Genomic DNA, 16,281 nt, shown 5'->3' on the forward strand with positions numbered 1-16,281 from the left:
CGCCTCCTAGTTCAGAACAAATTCCATCACCAGCACGTCGCGCACGCGACCTTCGCCAACGACAATCTCGATACGGCGCAGCAGGTGGCCCCGGATACGCGTCAACGCCAGTGAATCCTCAAGATCCTTCAATTCGACGGCCCGCAGATACCCGTTCAGGACATCCATGATTCGCGGTCGCATTTTTTCCACGTCAGTCATGTACGGGGCGTTAACCTCAAGCTGTGCGTGAAACTTCAGATGCCGCGCGCCGCCGGAACTCACTGAAACGATCACCGGCGGCAAATCGAGAAAGGCAACATCCGCCAATGCCTTGGCCGGTTCTTCTTTTTCCACGTCATGGCTTTCCGCCTTCTCGGCCTTGTTCCCCAGCGGCAGCAGCCCGGACGAGGTCAGGAAATACCCACCGGCGGCACCGGCGATGGCCAGAATCACCCCGACGATGATCCCTTTTTTTCCCTTCTTTTCCGGGGCTTCCGCCTGTTCAGCCGTTGCGTCGGTCATGACGTCCTCATTCCTGTGATCCGCCCAGTCATAACCTTGCAGGGACTAACCGATTGTTAAGGGCAATCGTCCAAACAGAGGATGCGCCGGGCAGAATGTCGGCGAGTCGGAGGTGAGCGTGCAGCAGATCGGAACTGTCTGGGCAAGTTTGGACAGGCGTAAGCAAATCGTCGTTGCCGGTGCGGTTGTGCTGGTGTTTCTGGGGATCCTCGGGATGTCGCGCCTTGCGACGGCACCGTCGATGACCCTGCTTTACGCGGGTCTGGAAAGCAGTGCCGCCGGGGATATCGTGCGTGCGCTGGATCAGCGTGGCGTGACCTACGAGATTCGGGGCGGATCAATTTACGTCTCTGACGCGCAACGGGACGAGCTGCGGATGACTTTGGCCAGCGAAGGACTGCCTGCCAACGGCAACAAGGGCTATGAACTGCTGGATTCGCTAAACGGCTTCGGCACAACATCCCAGATGTTTGATGCCGCCTACTGGCGCGCGAAAGAGGGGGAACTGGCGCGCACGATCGTGGGCAGCCCGCATGTCAGCCAGGCCCGCGTTCATATCGCCAATGGCTCGGCCAATCCGTTTCAGCGCAGCGTCGCACCGACGGCTTCGGTTTATCTGGTGCCCTCGGGGGGCGATATCACCGGTGATCAGGCCAAGGCCATCCGGTTTCTTGTCGCCTCGGCCGTTAGTGGTCTGTCGCCAGAAAGCGTGACTGTGATCGATTCGAACGGGTCCGTGATTGGCGGGCAGGACACCGCCGTGGCCGCTGACACGGCAGATGACAAGGCGCGGCAGCTGCGGGAACGGGTTCTGCGTCTGGTCGAAGCGCGTGTCGGTACGGGGAATGCGGTTGTCGAGGTCAGCGTCGATACTGAAACCAGGACAGAATCCCTGCGTGAGCGGCGCTTTGACCCCAAGGGCAGGGTGGCGATCAGCACGGATGTCGAGGAACGCTCCGACAGCGCGCGCAACCAGTCAGCCGATGTCACGGTGGCCTCAAACCTGCCCGACGGCGATGGTGCGGGGGGGGACGAATCGAATTCGATCGCGACCCAGACACGTGAGCGGGTGAATTACGAGGTTTCCGAAACCGAGCTGGAAGTGCACACCGCCCCCGGTGCGATCAAACGCCTGACGGTTGCCGTTCTGGTCAACGGAACGCGGGCGCTGGATGCTTCGGGCGCTGAATCCTTCACGCCGCTGCCGCAAACAGAACTCGACGCACTTGAGGAGCTGGTGGCCTCGGCTGTGGGATTTGACGCCGCGCGCGGGGACGTCATCACGCTGAAATCATTGGATTTACCAGTGGTCACGCCGCAAGGCACGCTGGTTTCCTCTTCGCTTTGGCAAAACATCCATCTGGACGCCATGTCACTGATTCAGATGGCAGCGCTGGCGCTGGTGTCACTGGTGCTGGCGTTGTTCGTGATCCGTCCAATCCTGATGAAACCCGCGATAGTCCCGGCGCTGTTGCCGGCCGCGGACGGAGGGGCTCCGGCCCCGTCGGTCCTGACCGGTGAAATCGCGGCGGACGGAACGGCAGAGTTCACGCCGCTGCCCCAACAAGGGGCCGTTCCCGTGCTTGGGGTCAGTGCCATCGGGGATCCGGTTGATCGGTTGCGCGCAATGATCGGCGACAAGCAGGAAGAAACGGTCGAGATCCTGCGCAGCTGGCTTGAAGAAGGTGAGGAGCGCGTGTGATGTCCATCGCTCATCTGCTTGAGGATTTCACCACCCGGACCAGCGCCGGAGCCGTTCTTTATCTGGACGAGGAAACGCTGGAGGAACAACGCCTTGCCGCGTTCGAAAACGGGTACGGCGCCGGTTGGGAAGACGCCGCGCAGGCGCAGGAACAGAACCGCGACCGCGTTTCTGCCGAACTGGCGGGATCGCTCGAGGATATGTCCTTCACCTATCACGAGGCGCTTACCCGGATGATATTGTCTCTGGAACCGATGTTCGAAAGCCTGGTTCAGACCGTATTGCCTGACATGGTCGAACGCGGGTTGGCCGCCCGGATCGTCGAACAGCTTTGCGAAATGGCGCGCACGGAAATCGAACAACCGATGCAGATCATGGTGCCGGAAGGGTGCGCGCAAGCAGTGCAATCCCTGCTGCCGCAGACCCTGCACTCCGCACCGCGCGTCATCGAAGACCCTGGCCTGGTCCCCGGACAGGCGCGATTGCAGGTCGGCACAAGCCGGCGCGAGATTGATTGCGCGACCCTGCTGTCCACCATCGCACAGGCATTTGACGCATACGTCTTTGAGGCAAGAAAGGCTTTGTCCAATGAATGACACCCAATTCCCGAAAACCGAAAAACCCAATCCTTTTGAAACTGTTCCGATTGAAGTGACCGTTTCGGTAGGTCGCGCCCGCCCGTTGATCCGGGATTTGCTGAACATGGGTGAGAACGCGGTGTTGACCCTGGACAAGCGGATCGAAGACCCGGTCGACCTGTATGTCGGGGATCAGCTGGTGGCGCGCGGGGTGCTTGAGGAGATGGATGGCGATCAGGCGGGGCAACTGGCCGTGCGCCTGACCGAGATTGCAGATCTGCAAAACGGAATCGGCTGATGCGCTATGTGATCTGGCTGGGTCTGGCTGTAGTGGTGTCCCTGCCGTCGATGGCGGCGGCTCAGGATGTGACCCTGTCGCTGGGCGAAGGCGGTTCGATCTCGGCCCGCACCATACAGTTGATCCTGTTGATCACGGTGCTCAGCGTTGCTCCGGGTCTGGCGATCATGATCACCTGCTTCCCGTTTCTGATCACCGTGCTGTCGATCCTGCGGCAGGGTGTTGGCCTTCAGCAATCACCGCCGAATATGCTTTTGGTCAGTCTTGCGCTGTTTCTGACCTATTTCATCATGGACCCGGTGTTCACCGAGGCCTGGACCGCGGGAATACGCCCGATGATGGAAGAAACCATGGCGGTCGAGCCCGCGCTGGAACGCGCGTTAGAGCCGTTTCGTACCTTCATGGCGAACCGGCTGGATTCAGATACGTTTTATGCAATGGCGGCCCTGCGCCCCGGCGGTGACGCGATCGAGCTGTCAGCCCAGGCCCCTCTATCGGTATTGATGCCCTCTTTCATGCTGTCCGAGATCGCGCGCGCCTCTCAGATCGGGTTCCTGATCTTCCTGCCCTTTCTGATCATTGATCTTGTGGTTGCAGCGGTATTGATGTCGATGGGCATGATGATGGTGCCACCTGCCATCGTGTCTTTGCCGTTCAAGCTGGCGTTTTTCGTAATCGCTGACGGGTGGGCTTTGATCGCAGGCGCGTTGGTTCGCAGCTACATGCCGTAAATCTGTCAGGCACGCGCATCACGAGAAAGGGTCAGGCAGACCCGACCCTCTTGAACTTCCAAAAACACGAGCTGTCCGGCACACTTTTGTGCCGGAAACGGCTTAACCCGTCTTTTTCAGGTCCGTGATCAGTTGATTCAGATTGCCTTTGCGGGCGTCCAGCATCGCGCCGATTTCGGTTCGCTCGGTCAGCAACAGATTCACGCCTTCGATGAACATGTTGTAGAACTTGTCCCGACCTGATTTGTCGGAAACAAGGAACGTTACGTCGAACGGGGCTGATCCGCGCAGCTTGACCAACGTGCGAACCTCGTACCCGGCTTTGATCTTGCGGGCATTGCGAACATCGACCTCACCGCCGATAAATTCACGAAAACGGCGACCGTATTTACGCGAGATATAGCCCTGAAATGCAGCGGTGAACTGTTTCAGCTGGGTCGGGCTGGCTGTGCGGGCGTCCGCACCCAACGCATAGCGCGCCATGATCGGCACATCAGCATATTGAACAAAGATCTTTTCGAAATCGCGCAGCATCGCTTTTTCGGATTTACCCGACTCGATCACCCGGTTGATGTCGGAAACCACGTTGGTCACAAGCGCCTTGGCGGCGGCCTCGGTCTGGGCAAAGGCAGGTACGGGCAGCACTGCCAGCGCAAGCCCGGCTGCGATAAAATGACGACGGTTCAACGCGTTATTCAGCATAGGGGTCCTCATAGGGGTCAAGATAGGGGTCCCTGACCGGGTCCGTCCCGGTTTCGGCATAGGGGTCAGAATACAAATCCAGATAGGCGTCTTCGTCATCTCTTGCCAGTTCGAAGCGGCGGTTTTGTAGATAGATCAGGCGAGCCTGCGCATAGCTGTCGGCACTTTCGTAAAGAATGGAATCGACAGTATCCGAGAACCGGCCCCGATCCCCCATGCGCCGCACGATTTCGGCGTAGACACCAAGATTGTCGGCGGGTCGGGTCGGGCTGAAATTGATCGGATTCGAGAACAGGTTGACCACAACCCCGATCGCATCCCTTTGGGTCGACGGGCCATAGAACGGCAGCTCGACATAAGCGCCTTCGCCAACCCCCCAGACATGCAGGGTCTCACCGAAATCAGTGTCAACGGGTGGCAGGTTCAGCTCATCAGCGGGCGAGGACAAGCCAAAGCCGCCGACGGTCATGTTGATCACAAAGCGCAGCAGAGCATTGCCCATCTGTTTTGGGTTGCCCTGAAGCAGGTAGTCAACTGCCTGACCGGGCAGCGAGATGTTTTCGGCAAAAGTGCTGAAACTGGTGACCATCGGGTCAGGAACGATTTTGACATACCCTTTCGAGGCCGGACGGAACAGGAACCGGTCAACACCCAGATTGAACTTGTGAATTCCCCGGTTCGCATTTTCGTACGGATCAAACACGTCGCTGCGCAAGGCACCCTCTGGCGGCGTTGTTGCGCAAGCGGACACAAGGGCCATGACCGACAGTAAAACAAGGTGTTTCAGGCGAAATCTGCTCGACACGATCTTTGTTTCTCCTAAATGGCCCGGCACATGCGCCCGCCGGACATTCAATCAATAATTCACCAAAATCCACGTGCCGGGGTGGCACAAGTTGCAGTCACATAGTCGTTTCAGGTCTTAAATGAAACACCTTGCGTGTAACCTGTTCATCACGGTGGGGTAAAGTGACCGTCGATCAACAGTGAGTTTTCAGTAAAGATACGCTCAGATCGCATGAAGGCCGAAATTTGCCGGTTTCCGTCTTTCCCAATCCGTGCTTCCCGGTTAGCGTCCCGCTGAGTTGATATTAGGGAAGGACCCTCGCAATGAGCATCGCTGCAAAACTGGAAAGCCTCGGTGTAACGCTGGAAGACGCGCCCGCGCCTGCGGCCAACTATGTGCCTTTCGTGCGTGTCGGCAACATCCTTTATGTATCTGGCCAGATCTCGAAGACTGATAAGCTGATCACCGGAAAACTGGGCGATGACTTGGATGTCGAAGCCGGGGCTGCGGCGGCGCGTGTCTGCGCGATCAACCTGCTGGCACAGGTCAAGGCGGCTTGCGGCGGCGATATCGAAAAGCTGGTCCGCGTGATCAAGCTGACCGGATTCGTGAACTCGACCGCTGATTTCACGGCACAGCCGCAGGTGATCAACGGCGCGTCCGATTTTCTGGTCGAGGTGCTGGGCGATGCCGGTCGCCATTCGCGTGCCGCCGTCAGCGCGGCGTCGCTTCCGCTGGGTGTCGCGGTCGAGATCGAAGGCATTTTCGAAATCGAATGACGCCGCCCCTACCAGATGTGTTTTTGCAGGCCCCGTTTGCGCATCGGGCGCTGCACGACATTACCAAGAACCGCCCGGAAAACAGCCGGGCGGCCATTCGGGCCGCGATTGAAGCTGGCTACGGGATCGAGATCGATCTTCAGCTGACATCGGATGACCAGGCAATGGTCTTTCACGATTATGACATGACCCGCCTGACCGGGCGGTCGGGGCCCATTCAGCAGGTCACGGCACTGGCCGCCTCTGGTACGCCGCTTCTGCATGGGGATGATGGCATTCCGACACTGGATGATGTGCTGGAAATTGTCGCGGGCCGGGTGCCGTTGCTGATCGAATTAAAGGATCAGGACGGGGCGATGGGCACGAAGGTGGGCGCGCTTGAACGCGACACCTTACGCGCGTTGCAGGGCTACAAAGGCCCGGTGGCCCTGATGTCCTTCAATCCCAACTCGGTCGCTGAACTGGCGCGGCTGGCCCCGCATCTGCCGCGCGGGATCACGACCTGCGCGTATGAGCCCAGTGTCGAGCTTTTGCCGCAAAGCGTCTGCGATCACTTGCGCGATATCCCGGATTTCGACCGTGTCGGCGCCAGTTTCATCAGCCACGAAGCCGCAGACCTGTCGCGCCCCCGCGTGGCGGAACTCAAGGCGCGGGGCGTGCCGATCCTGTGTTGGACAATCCGGTCGCCCGAACAGGAGGCAGAAGCCCGCAAGGTTGCCGACAATGTGACCTTCGAAGGCTATTTGGCTGCGCATTCGACTTGAACCCCCTCCGTGCGGTCACAGATAAAGGACAGGCGCGGAGGACATATGGATCAGGCACAGATCGAGGTTCAGGTACTGGGCGCTCTGTCGCAGATTGCAGCGGCAGAGTGGGATGCCTGCGCCTGCCCCGAAGCTGCCGATGGCGGGCGGCCGCTTGATCCCTTTACCACACATCGCTTTTTGCTGGCGCTGGAAGACAGCGGCTCGGTAGGGCGTGGCACCGGCTGGCAGCCGCAATACCTGACGGCCTATCATGACGGGATGCTGATCGCGGCGGCCCCGATGTATGCCAAGTCGCACAGCCAGGGCGAATACATCTTCGATCACAGCTGGGCCCATGCCTATGAAAGCGCGGGCGGGCGGTATTACCCCAAACTGCAAATCGCGGTGCCGTTCACCCCGGCAACCGGGCGGCGGTTTCTGGTGCGTCCGGGCTATGAACGGATCGGTATGTCGGCGCTGGTTCAGGGGGCGGTGCAGCTTGCGGCTGACAACCGGGTTTCGTCCCTTCACGCGACCTTCTGTACCGAGGATGAAGCATTGGCTGGCGAACAGATGGGTCTGATGCTGCGCCGATCGCAGCAGTTTCACTGGCTGAACGATAACTATTCGGATTTCGACGGCTTTCTGAGCGCGCTGTCGTCGCGCAAGCGCAAGACTATCCGGAAAGAACGTGCGCAGGCCTGTGGTTTTGGTGGTGAGATCCGCACTCTGACCGGTGACCAGCTGCGCCCCGAACATTGGGACGCGTTCTGGCGGTTCTACCAGGACACCGGATCGCGCAAATGGGGCTCACCCTACCTGACGCGGCGGTTCTTTGATATTGCACAGGATACGATGGCAGATGACATGGCCCTTGTGCTGGCCGAACGGAATGGATTTCCCATTGCGGGTGCGTTGAACTATATCGGCCGTGAAACCCTTTTTGGGCGTTATTGGGGTTGCATCGAACATCATGCCTGCCTGCATTTCGAACTGTGCTATTATAGGGCAATCGACTTTGCCATTGCCCAAGGTCTGGCCCGGGTCGAGGCAGGCGCACAGGGTGAACACAAGCTGGCGCGAGGGTACCTGCCAACACGCACGCATAGCTTGCATTGGGTAGGCGATCCGGGTTTTGCCGATGCGGTCAAGAAATATCTGGACGCCGAAGGCCACGCAGTGGAAGAAGAGATCGAGATTCTGACGGATTACGGCCCGTTCAGGAAATCGAACCCGGAGGAACAGCAATGACCGAACTCTTGTCGACCGAAACCCGTGGCCCGCTGCTGGATCCGCTGTTCAAAAACGGTTGGACCATGGTTGAAGGCCGCGATGCGATCACCAAGACCTTCATTTTCGACAATTTTGTCCACGCCTTCGGCTGGATGACACAGGTGGCAATCTGGGCTGAGAAGTGGAACCATCACCCCGAATGGTTCAATGTCTACCGCACGGTCGAAGTTGTCTTGTCCACCCATGACGTGGGCGGCCTGTCGTCGCTGGATGCCAAGCTGGCCCGCAAGATGGACAGTCTGTGCTAGCGATCGTTGCGGCCTGACCCTTCACCGCCAGCCAGCGATGCGGCAGTGCCCATCTGCCGGAACTCGACAGGCGTGACAGTGCCGTCGCTGACATCAATCGCCCTTGGAATACCCGTGGTCTTGTTTCCGATCTGCCGCACGCTGCGCGCGGCCGGGTTGATATCCAGACACTTGTTTTCATAACAGGTCAGGCCAGACAGGTTGATCTGTATGCGGGCCTGCCCGTCCGGGCCTGTCACCATCGGGGCCTGCGGCACGTCACAGGCTGCAACCAGCCCCAGCGCCGTCACCCCAAGCCATTTGTTCATCTCATGCTCCTGCTGTTAGTCAAGCTGACCATTCCCATCCTGATCGGCGGACTGGAAATCCTCGCCCATCTGGGTGTCAAATTCAGGTCTTGAGATTACGTTGTCGCCGTTTCGGTCAGCGCTGCGGAACAGTTTGATATCCATGAACGGTTTGGCCTCGGCCTGACCCAAAGTGCCGTTCCTGTCTTCGTCCATCGTCTGAAAGGCGTAATCCGAGAAAGCATCGAACTCGTCTTTGGACAGGAACCCGTCATTGTTGGCGTCGATGGCCTTCAACTCGTTTTCGTGCAGTTCAGCCACGCTTTCGGCGTGACCCGTACCGGCCAAAGCCACCATGAACATCACTAGGCTTAGCTGTTTCATATCGACCTCCTCAGCACGCGAATCTCTGACCTTCGATGCCGCCAGCGGCAGCGCCCGCTGCGGTCAGGATCGTCTTGCCTGATCCGCCACCAAACTGGTTGCCGATCGCGCCCCCGATAAGCGCCCCGCCCAACGTTCCGCCCAGACAGGCAATTTCGTGCTGGCGTGCAGCTTGCTGTTGCGGGGTTGGGGCCGGTCCACAGGCCGCCAAAAGGGCTGCGCCGGACAGTAATAGGTAGAACGCGTTAAGTTTCATGAAAAAACTCCCCGTATGAATACGCCAAGTATTCGCGCTCTGGGGCGGTGCTTCAAGTTAATTTGGCGGCGAAAGGCCCCGGTCGGACCGGGGCCGATCAAAATCAGATCACATCCAACAGGCCTTCACCGGCGGAAATCTCGCAGGCGCCGGGGTTTTCTTCCATATTCAGCACCGTGACCGTGCCATCCTCGACCAGCATTGCATACCGCTTGGACCGCGCGAAAAGCCCCACGGGCGGCGCGTCGAAATCCATGCCGATGGCCTTGGTGAACTCTGCCGCTGCGTCCGACACCATGGTCAGCCCCGCCTCGGTCGCGCCTGTGGATTGCCCCCACGCCTGCATCACAAACGGATCATTGACCGAAAGGCACAGGATCTCGTCCACGCCCTTGGCGTCAAACTGTTTCTTTGTGCGGATGAAACTGGGCACATGGGCGGTCGTGCAGGTTCCGGTATAGGCCCCCGGCACGGCAAAGATCACCACCTTGCGGCCTTTGGTCTTGTCTGAAATCCGCACCTCTTCCGGCCCGTTCGCACCCATCTGGATCAGCGTTGCTTCGGGTAGGGTATCTCCTGTTGAAATCATTATTCAGCTCCTGTCGTTTGGATTTGCAGAAATGGGCTTAGCCGCAATATAGGTGGTCTGGTCACAGTGACCACTTGAAAACTACGGGGTAGACAAAGCATGAGCCATATTGTCGTGATCGGCGCGGGGCAGGCAGGCGCCTCTTTGGCGGCTCGTCTGCGCAAGGACGGGTTTGCGGGTGAGATCACTCTGATCGGGGCCGAGCCGCATCTGCCCTATCAGCGCCCACCCCTGTCCAAAGCCTATCTGCTGGGCGAGATGGAGCTTGAGCGTCTGTTCCTGCGCCCCGAAAGTTTTTACACGGAAAACAACATCACCCTGCGTTTGGGTCAGCGCGTCACCGGTATCGACCCCAAGGCCAAAACGGTCACCCTGGGGGATGAGGTTATTTCTTACGACGAACTGGCGCTGACCACCGGGTCTGACCCGCGCCGCCTGCCCGCAGCGATTGGTGGCGATCTGGACGGTGTGCATGTGGTGCGCGATCTGGCCCATATCGACGAGATGGAGCCCAAAGTGACCGAAGGCGCCCGCGCGCTGATCGTGGGCGGCGGGTATATCGGCCTCGAAGCTGCCGCCGTCTGCGCCAAGCGCGGCGTCAAGGTCACTCTGGTCGAGATGGCCGACCGTATCCTGCAACGTGTCGCAGCGCCCGAGACCAGCGACTATTTCCGCGCGTTGCACAGTGCATACGGCGCTGACATCCGCGAAGGCGTCGGGCTGGATCATCTGATCGGCGAAAACGGCAAGGTCACCGGTGCGGTTCTGACTGACGGAACAAAGCTGGACGTTGATTTCGTTGTGGTTGGCGTCGGCATTGCACCCGCAACCCAACTGGCCGAGATGGCGGGGCTGGACCTGGACAACGGCATCAGAACCGACGCCCAAGGCCGCACGTCCGACCCGTCGATCTGGGCGGCTGGCGATTGCGCCTCCTTTCCGCATGGCGAAGGCCGCATCCGTCTGGAAAGCGTCCCCAATGCCATTGATCAGGCCGAGATCGTGGCCCAGAACATGTTGGGTGCGGCCAAGGACTATGTGGCAACCCCGTGGTTCTGGTCGGATCAATACGAGGTCAAGCTTCAGATCGCGGGTCTGAACACCGGATATGACCGCGTGGTGACCCGGCAGGGCGACGGGCAGACCGTATCCTTCTGGTACTACAACGGGGATAAACTGATTGCGGTCGACGCGATGAACGATCCGCGCGCCTATATGGTCGGCAAACGCCTGATCGAAATGGGAAAAACGGCCGACCCGGCTGTCGTGGCCGACCCTGATGCAGACCTTAAATCGCTGCTCAAGGCATGAGGATCATCGCTGGAGAGTTCCGCGGTCGCGCCCTGACCCCCGTCGGCAAAGGCGATGCGGGCGCGCATCTGCGCCCGACCACCGACCGGGTGCGCGAAAGCCTGTTCAACGTGCTGGCCCATCAGATCGATTTCGACGGCCTGCGCGTGCTGGACCTGTTTGCTGGCACCGGCGCGCTCGGGCTCGAAGCACTGTCACGCGGTGCGGCGCATGTCACCTTCGTCGATGACGGGCGTGTGGCGCAGGGTTTGATCCGCAAGAATATCGACCTGACCCGCAGTGCCGGGCGCACCGACCTGATCCGCCGCGATGCAACCCGGTTGGGCGAAAATCCGGACGCGCCCTACGATCTGATCTTTCTGGACCCGCCCTATGGCAAGGCCATGGGACAGAAAGCCATCGCCGCGCTGGCCAATGGCTGGATCGCGGATGATGCGCTGCTGGTTTGGGAAGAAAACTCACGGATGCAGGCCCCGGCCGGGTTCACGTTGCACGACAGCCGCAAATATGGCGACACGTATATCTCATTGATGCGGAACGGTGATAAGAGTGCATGATCTGGTCATTTTCGATTGCGATGGCGTTCTGGTCGACAGCGAGGTGATCTCGAACCAGGTGCTGGCGGACAATCTGGCGGGCTATGGCCTGCACCTGACCTTGCCCGAATGCATGTCCTTGTTTGTGGGCGGAACCATGGTCGGGGTGTGCGACAAGGCGCGTGCGATGGGCGCAGACCTGCCCGAAGATTGGATTGATCAGGTCTATGCCGAAACCTACGACCGCCTGCGCGCCGGTGTGCCTTTGGTGCCGGGTGTCGCGGACCTGCTTGCGGCGCTGGATCAGCGGGGCATCTCCTATTGCGTGGCCTCAAACGGCAGCCCGGACAAGATGCAGATCACGCTCGGCCAGAACGGGCTCTGGGACCGGTTCAAAGATGTGATGTTCTCGGCCCATGTGCTTGGCACCGGCAAGCCTGATCCAAAGATGTTCCAACTGGCGGCGGAACATTTTGGCGCACAGGCCCCCGTGGTTATCGAAGACAGCCACAATGGTGTTACAGCTGCAATCCGGGCCAATATGCGCTGTCTGGCCTACGCGCCGCATGGCGGTGGTGACAGGCTGGCCGATCTGGGGGCCGAGGTGATCACGGATATGTCTCAGGCACACCCGCTGTTGCGACTTTGACCCCCAACTGTGCTATGGTGCAGCCATGGACCATGCTCTGACACCCTTTGCCTGGAAAATCTCCCGCGACGCCGAGGTCACCACGAAACCTGACCGCAAACCCCTGCGTGCGCCGGTGTTCATTCACGACGCGGTTACCCCTTGGGGGGCTGAGACGATGTTGCTGAAGCTCCTGCGCGAACAGGCCGCCGATCAGGACGAATAGGTCGGGTGAAACTTGCCGCCCGGTGATAGGGTAAAGATATCGACCCCATTCGCCGTTACGCCTACCGAATGCTCGAACTGTGCCGACAGCGACTTGTCGCGGGTCACGGCGGTCCAGTCGTCGGCCAGCGTCTTGGTTTCGGGACGGCCCAGATTGACCATCGGCTCGATGGTAAAGAACATGCCTTCCTCAAGAACCGCGCCGGTGCCGGGACGGCCATAATGCAGCACATTCGGCGGCGCGTGGAACACGCGGCCCAGACCGTGCCCGCAAAAGTCGCGAACAACACTCATCCGGTGCGCTTCGACATAGGCCTGAATGGCATGGCCGATATCGCCGAACGTGTTGCCCGGCTTGACCATCTCGATGCCCTTGAACAGTGCGTCATGGGTCACCTGGATCAGACGCTCGGCCTTGCGCGGCAGCTTGCCCGCCACATACATGCGCGAGGTGTCACCGAACCAGCCATCCACGATGACGGTCACATCGATGTTCAGGATATCGCCTTCCTTCAACTTCTTGTCACCGGGAATACCGTGGCAGACCACATGGTTCACACTGATGCAGCTGGCGTGCTCATACCCCTTATAGCCGATCGTGGCCGAGGTCGCGCCCGCATCCTCGACCATCTGCGTGATCAGCCCGTCAATCGCACCCGTGGTCTGACCGGGAAAGACATGCGCGGCAATATCATCCAGAATCCGCGCCGCCAGAGCGCCCGCCGCGTGCATCCCGGCAAAATCACCCTGTTCATAGATGCGAATACCGTCCTTGGTCAGGCGGCCACGATGCTCTTTCATCGACGCAAAGCTCCAAATGTTACGCGCGGCACTTCTTTTACGCTGCTTGTGCAGAAAGTACCAGAGGGCGTCAGGTTGCGGGTGTCAGATGGGGCAAAAAGCAGCAAGTTCAAGCATCGGCTGACCGAGGGGTGTTTTGATTGTTGGGAATGGCGTTTCGTGACGCAGAAAACCCTCGCATTCACAGCGATGGGTCATCGGTAGCGCCGCGAGGTTCCCGCTTGCGGGCATTCAGCCGTGCAGATTTCTACAAAATCTGAACAATTCTTTGCTGCATCCAGGAACAACCAACAACAGCTGCGCCAGATTTTTTACCGAAGAGAAGGGCGGTTCCTGCGTAAGGAGCGTACTGTAAGCCTCGGTTCGCAATACACGCGTTGGAAAGGAAGGCTACGGTGAGATTACGCATTCTACCTTGATGACACTTACGAGAACATCGTTTTGATGAAGAATGTCGTAGTCGAACTGGGCAGCTCCAAACTCGGTTCCTATCCCTGGCCAATGCCGCGAATTGCCGCTTTGGCGACCTGATCAAATATTGATCGGTCGCTAGAAGCGGAGGCGACAATCATGCCGCCCTCCAAGGCTGCGACGATGAGGCCTGCGGTATCTTCGGCATTCTTGACCTCGTGCTTGGTGAATAGGTTTTCTAACCATGCCTTGTTCATCTCAAAGAAGGCTTTAGTGCGCTGATTGACGTTTTCGGGCAGCCCAATGGCTTCGGCACCCATGATGGCGCAAAGGCAAATGGACTCGTTCAGCACCAGCGCGCCGGAATAGAGCGCCACGAAACCTTCCAATGCAGAATGCAGGTCGTTCAGGTCAATCTTGTCCAGTTCTGCCTTGAACTGCTCGGCGTAGCGGGTGACGAGAGCCTCCCCGAGATCCGGTTTGGTTGGGAAATGGTAGTGTACGCTGGCACTTTTGATTCCCACATCGTTGGCCAGGTCACGGAAACTCATCTCCGAAAAGCCCGCACTGCGCACGCGTTTCTCGGCGGCGATAAGAATTTTTTCTTTCATTGTCAGTGGCATGACTACCTCCAATCTACCGATTGATAGATAAACGTTGACAGCCCAGGAATCAACTTCTAACTGTTATCTACCTAGTGATAGATAGGTATTCATGAAAGGAACACGCTGATGGCTACTGGAAACAAACAAAAACGCGTCTTGCTGGTCATGTCGTCCGTTGACGAGATGGGCATCTCGGGCAAGCAAACCGGCACCTGGTTCGAAGAGGTCGCAACCCCGTATTACGTCCTGACGGAAGCGGGCTATGAGGTTGTTTTTGCCTCGCCCAAAGGCGGCAACGCACCCATTGACCTGCTGTCGATGAAGGCTCCGTTCACTACCGAAAACACTGACCGCTTCTTCAACGATCCGGTGGCCATGTTCGCGGTACAGAATACCCGCAAACTGCGTGAGATCGACTATTCGACCTTCGATGCGCTCTTCATTCCGGGCGGCTATGGCCTGATCTGGGATCTGGCTTCTGACAGCTATGCCATCAAGATGATCCGGGAGTTCTACGAATCCGACCGGCCTGTCGCGATGGTCTGCCACGCGCCGGCCATACTGCGGGATGTCAAGAAGTCAGACGGCAGCTACCTGGTTGAGGGCCTCAGCCTGACCGGCTTCAAGAACGACGAAGACAACGAGATCGAGCTTCTGCATCACCTTCTGTTCTCGCTTGAAGACGAGTTGAAACGTCGTGGCGCCACCTACGTCAGCAAGGCCAACTGGGAAGCCAACGTGGTCGAAGATGGCGCCCTGATGACTGGCCAGAGCCCGGCGTCGGCACCCCCACTCGCGGAAGCGCTCAAGCAGCGTCTTGCTGCCTGACGCAAATCGCCGGGGCGGGCAATTGTCCGCCCTGGCAACCCGAAACGGAGAAGACCATGCCCACCAAGCTTCAACCCATCGACAGTGTCGAGATTCTTGTTCTCATCGACAACCGGACGGACAGCCTGTCCAGCGTGCCCGTGGGGTTCACCCATGAGTGGGACAATCTCCACAACGCCGGGATGGAGCAGATCTCGGGTGCCGGTCAATGTTGTGCAAATCACGGCCTGGCGTTGATCATCACAGCCCGGCGCGGCGAGACGGAACATACATTGCTCTTTGACGCCGGGCCGGTCGATTTTGCCGTCGAATACAACGCGTCGCGGCTTGGAGCATCCTTTGGCACCATCGACGCGATCGCTCTGTCGCATGGCCATTGGGATCATGCGGGCGGTATTCCAGCGGCCATCGATCTGATCCGCAAGGACGGCCGGACCGGCGAGTTACCGGTTTATCTGCATCCCGGAATGTTCCGAAAACGTGCTTTTCCGCTTTCGTCAGGAGAACTGATCGAAATACAAGAAATCGCCACACCCGAAGAACTGGCTGCGCAGGGCGCAACACCCGTTGTCACGGATCAACCGGTCAGCGTGTTGGACGATATGTTCTATATTTCGGGCGAAATTCCCCGTGTCACGGATTACGAGGTCGGGTTTCCGGGCCATGTCCGCCGCACCGAAGACGGCGCGGGTTGGGAAGACGACCCGCTGCTCATGGACGAACGCTATGTCGCGGTGAATATTGCGGGCAAAGGTCTGGTGGTGTTTTCTGCCTGTTCACATGCGGGTATCGTCAACGTCCTTCATGCCGCTCAGCGCGATTTTCCCGGCGTGCCGATCCATTGCCTAACCGGCGGCTTTCACTTTGCCGGTGGCAATGAAAAGATCATCGACCAGACCGTCGCCGACTTTGCGCAATTCGACGTCGACCTGATCATGCCCGGCCACTGTACCGGGTGGCGTGCGACGAACGCACTGGAACGCCGGTACGGCAAGCGGGTCGTGCCAATCGGCGTCGGCATGAAGTTCAACCTTTGAGAAAAGGACAAGAAG

General features: G+C 59.0%; 23 protein-coding genes. 14 read left to right on the forward strand and 9 right to left on the reverse strand.

What is annotated here, in order from left to right:
• Positions 1-6 precede the first annotated feature (6 nt).
• Positions 7-504 carry a flagellar basal body-associated FliL family protein gene (locus ACR0JI_RS06235; RefSeq protein ID WP_480493976.1) on the reverse strand — a complete coding sequence of 166 codons (498 nt, stop codon included), beginning with the start codon at positions 502-504 and terminating at the stop codon, positions 7-9.
• A 118-nt stretch (positions 505-622) separates the two neighbouring features.
• On the opposite strand from ACR0JI_RS06235, the gene fliF reads away from it, so the two are divergent.
• Genes fliF through fliP form a run of 4 tightly spaced genes read left to right on the forward strand, consistent with a single transcriptional unit; the run spans position 623 to position 3,813 of the window.
• Positions 623-2,206, forward strand: a complete 1,584-nt coding sequence (gene fliF / locus ACR0JI_RS06240; protein ID WP_480493975.1) for a flagellar basal-body MS-ring/collar protein FliF — start codon at positions 623-625, stop codon at positions 2,204-2,206.
• Positions 2,206-2,802: a FliH/SctL family protein gene (locus ACR0JI_RS06245; protein WP_480493974.1), complete on the forward strand. Its 597-nt coding sequence runs from the start codon at positions 2,206-2,208 to the stop codon at positions 2,800-2,802. Before fliF ends, ACR0JI_RS06245 begins: the two co-directional genes overlap by 1 nt.
• Complete coding sequence (locus tag ACR0JI_RS06250) at positions 2,795-3,082, forward strand: FliM/FliN family flagellar motor switch protein (protein WP_209598452.1); 288 nt, start codon at positions 2,795-2,797, stop codon at positions 3,080-3,082. The genes ACR0JI_RS06245 and ACR0JI_RS06250 overlap by 8 nt, the downstream gene beginning before the upstream one ends.
• Positions 3,082-3,813 (forward strand): flagellar type III secretion system pore protein FliP, encoded by a 732-nt coding sequence (fliP, locus tag ACR0JI_RS06255; RefSeq protein WP_480493973.1) that lies wholly within the window; start codon positions 3,082-3,084, stop codon positions 3,811-3,813. Before ACR0JI_RS06250 ends, fliP begins: the two co-directional genes overlap by 1 nt.
• Positions 3,814-3,915: 102 nt before the next feature.
• Here fliP and ACR0JI_RS06260 read toward each other — a convergent pair whose 3' ends face one another.
• The gene (locus ACR0JI_RS06260) at positions 3,916-4,515 is read right to left on the reverse strand and encodes an MlaC/ttg2D family ABC transporter substrate-binding protein (RefSeq protein ID WP_480474300.1); all 600 of its coding nucleotides are present in this window, start codon (positions 4,513-4,515) and stop codon (positions 3,916-3,918) included.
• A complete protein-coding gene (locus ACR0JI_RS06265) occupies positions 4,505-5,275 on the reverse strand; it encodes an MlaA family lipoprotein (RefSeq protein ID WP_480476848.1) in 771 nt (256 codons plus the stop codon). Before ACR0JI_RS06265 ends, ACR0JI_RS06260 begins: the two co-directional genes overlap by 11 nt.
• Before the next feature lie 350 nt (positions 5,276-5,625).
• Here ACR0JI_RS06265 and ACR0JI_RS06270 point away from each other — a divergent pair, with 350 nt between their 5' ends.
• The 4 genes from ACR0JI_RS06270 to ACR0JI_RS06285 are packed head-to-tail and all read left to right on the forward strand — an operon-like array spanning position 5,626 to position 8,368.
• On the forward strand, positions 5,626-6,081 hold the full coding sequence (locus ACR0JI_RS06270; RefSeq protein WP_480493972.1) for a RidA family protein: 456 nt from the start codon (positions 5,626-5,628) through the stop codon (positions 6,079-6,081).
• Positions 6,078-6,845 (forward strand): glycerophosphodiester phosphodiesterase family protein, encoded by a 768-nt coding sequence (locus tag ACR0JI_RS06275; protein ID WP_480493971.1) that lies wholly within the window; start codon positions 6,078-6,080, stop codon positions 6,843-6,845. Before ACR0JI_RS06270 ends, ACR0JI_RS06275 begins: the two co-directional genes overlap by 4 nt.
• Positions 6,846-6,890: 45 nt before the next feature.
• Entirely contained in the window at positions 6,891-8,078 is a 1,188-nt protein-coding gene (locus ACR0JI_RS06280) for a GNAT family N-acetyltransferase (protein ID WP_480484565.1), read from the forward strand.
• Positions 8,075-8,368 carry a 4a-hydroxytetrahydrobiopterin dehydratase gene (locus ACR0JI_RS06285; protein ID WP_209505128.1) on the forward strand — a complete coding sequence of 98 codons (294 nt, stop codon included), beginning with the start codon at positions 8,075-8,077 and terminating at the stop codon, positions 8,366-8,368. The genes ACR0JI_RS06280 and ACR0JI_RS06285 overlap by 4 nt, the downstream gene beginning before the upstream one ends.
• Here the strand turns inward: ACR0JI_RS06285 and ACR0JI_RS06290 are convergent.
• From ACR0JI_RS06290 to ACR0JI_RS06305, 4 genes are all read right to left on the reverse strand, one after another.
• Positions 8,365-8,676, reverse strand: a complete 312-nt coding sequence (locus ACR0JI_RS06290; RefSeq protein WP_480474295.1) for a hypothetical protein — start codon at positions 8,674-8,676, stop codon at positions 8,365-8,367. The genes ACR0JI_RS06285 and ACR0JI_RS06290 overlap by 4 nt on opposite strands.
• A gap of 15 nt (positions 8,677-8,691) precedes the next feature.
• Complete coding sequence (locus ACR0JI_RS06295; RefSeq protein ID WP_480493970.1) at positions 8,692-9,039, reverse strand: EF-hand domain-containing protein; 348 nt, start codon at positions 9,037-9,039, stop codon at positions 8,692-8,694.
• Positions 9,040-9,049: 10 nt separating this feature from the next.
• Positions 9,050-9,295 carry a glycine zipper 2TM domain-containing protein gene (locus ACR0JI_RS06300; protein ID WP_209598444.1) on the reverse strand — a complete coding sequence of 82 codons (246 nt, stop codon included), beginning with the start codon at positions 9,293-9,295 and terminating at the stop codon, positions 9,050-9,052.
• A gap of 103 nt (positions 9,296-9,398) precedes the next feature.
• A complete protein-coding gene (locus ACR0JI_RS06305; protein WP_480474293.1) occupies positions 9,399-9,884 on the reverse strand; it encodes a redoxin family protein in 486 nt (161 codons plus the stop codon).
• Positions 9,885-9,983: 99 nt separating this feature from the next.
• Here ACR0JI_RS06305 and ACR0JI_RS06310 point away from each other — a divergent pair, with 99 nt between their 5' ends.
• Genes ACR0JI_RS06310 through ACR0JI_RS06325 form a run of 4 tightly spaced genes read left to right on the forward strand, consistent with a single transcriptional unit; the run spans position 9,984 to position 12,585 of the window.
• A complete protein-coding gene (locus ACR0JI_RS06310; RefSeq protein ID WP_480493969.1) occupies positions 9,984-11,195 on the forward strand; it encodes an NAD(P)/FAD-dependent oxidoreductase in 1,212 nt (403 codons plus the stop codon).
• Complete coding sequence (gene rsmD, locus ACR0JI_RS06315) at positions 11,192-11,752, forward strand: 16S rRNA (guanine(966)-N(2))-methyltransferase RsmD (RefSeq protein WP_480493968.1); 561 nt, start codon at positions 11,192-11,194, stop codon at positions 11,750-11,752. Before ACR0JI_RS06310 ends, rsmD begins: the two co-directional genes overlap by 4 nt.
• The gene (locus ACR0JI_RS06320) at positions 11,745-12,380 is read left to right on the forward strand and encodes an HAD family hydrolase (RefSeq protein WP_480493967.1); all 636 of its coding nucleotides are present in this window, start codon (positions 11,745-11,747) and stop codon (positions 12,378-12,380) included. The genes rsmD and ACR0JI_RS06320 overlap by 8 nt, the downstream gene beginning before the upstream one ends.
• Before the next feature lie 25 nt (positions 12,381-12,405).
• Positions 12,406-12,585, forward strand: coding sequence for a hypothetical protein (locus tag ACR0JI_RS06325; protein ID WP_480493966.1), 180 nt, complete (start codon positions 12,406-12,408; stop codon positions 12,583-12,585).
• On the opposite strand, the gene map is transcribed toward ACR0JI_RS06325, so the two are convergent.
• Together map and ACR0JI_RS06335 are read right to left on the reverse strand one after the other, a co-directional pair.
• Entirely contained in the window at positions 12,573-13,385 is an 813-nt protein-coding gene (gene map / locus ACR0JI_RS06330) for a type I methionyl aminopeptidase (RefSeq protein ID WP_480493965.1), read from the reverse strand. The two genes, ACR0JI_RS06325 and map, sit on opposite strands and share 13 nt — an antisense overlap.
• 488 nt (positions 13,386-13,873) lie before the next feature.
• On the reverse strand, positions 13,874-14,419 hold the full coding sequence (locus ACR0JI_RS06335) for a TetR/AcrR family transcriptional regulator (protein ID WP_480474288.1): 546 nt from the start codon (positions 14,417-14,419) through the stop codon (positions 13,874-13,876).
• A 108-nt stretch (positions 14,420-14,527) separates the two neighbouring features.
• On the opposite strand from ACR0JI_RS06335, the gene ACR0JI_RS06340 reads away from it, so the two are divergent.
• Both ACR0JI_RS06340 and ACR0JI_RS06345 read left to right on the forward strand, forming a co-directional pair.
• The gene (locus ACR0JI_RS06340; RefSeq protein ID WP_480493964.1) at positions 14,528-15,229 is read left to right on the forward strand and encodes a type 1 glutamine amidotransferase domain-containing protein; all 702 of its coding nucleotides are present in this window, start codon (positions 14,528-14,530) and stop codon (positions 15,227-15,229) included.
• A gap of 56 nt (positions 15,230-15,285) precedes the next feature.
• Positions 15,286-16,266 (forward strand): MBL fold metallo-hydrolase, encoded by a 981-nt coding sequence (locus ACR0JI_RS06345; RefSeq protein ID WP_480493963.1) that lies wholly within the window; start codon positions 15,286-15,288, stop codon positions 16,264-16,266.
• Positions 16,267-16,281 lie beyond the last annotated feature (15 nt).

It is taken from the genome of Ruegeria sp. N10, assembly GCF_056531545.1.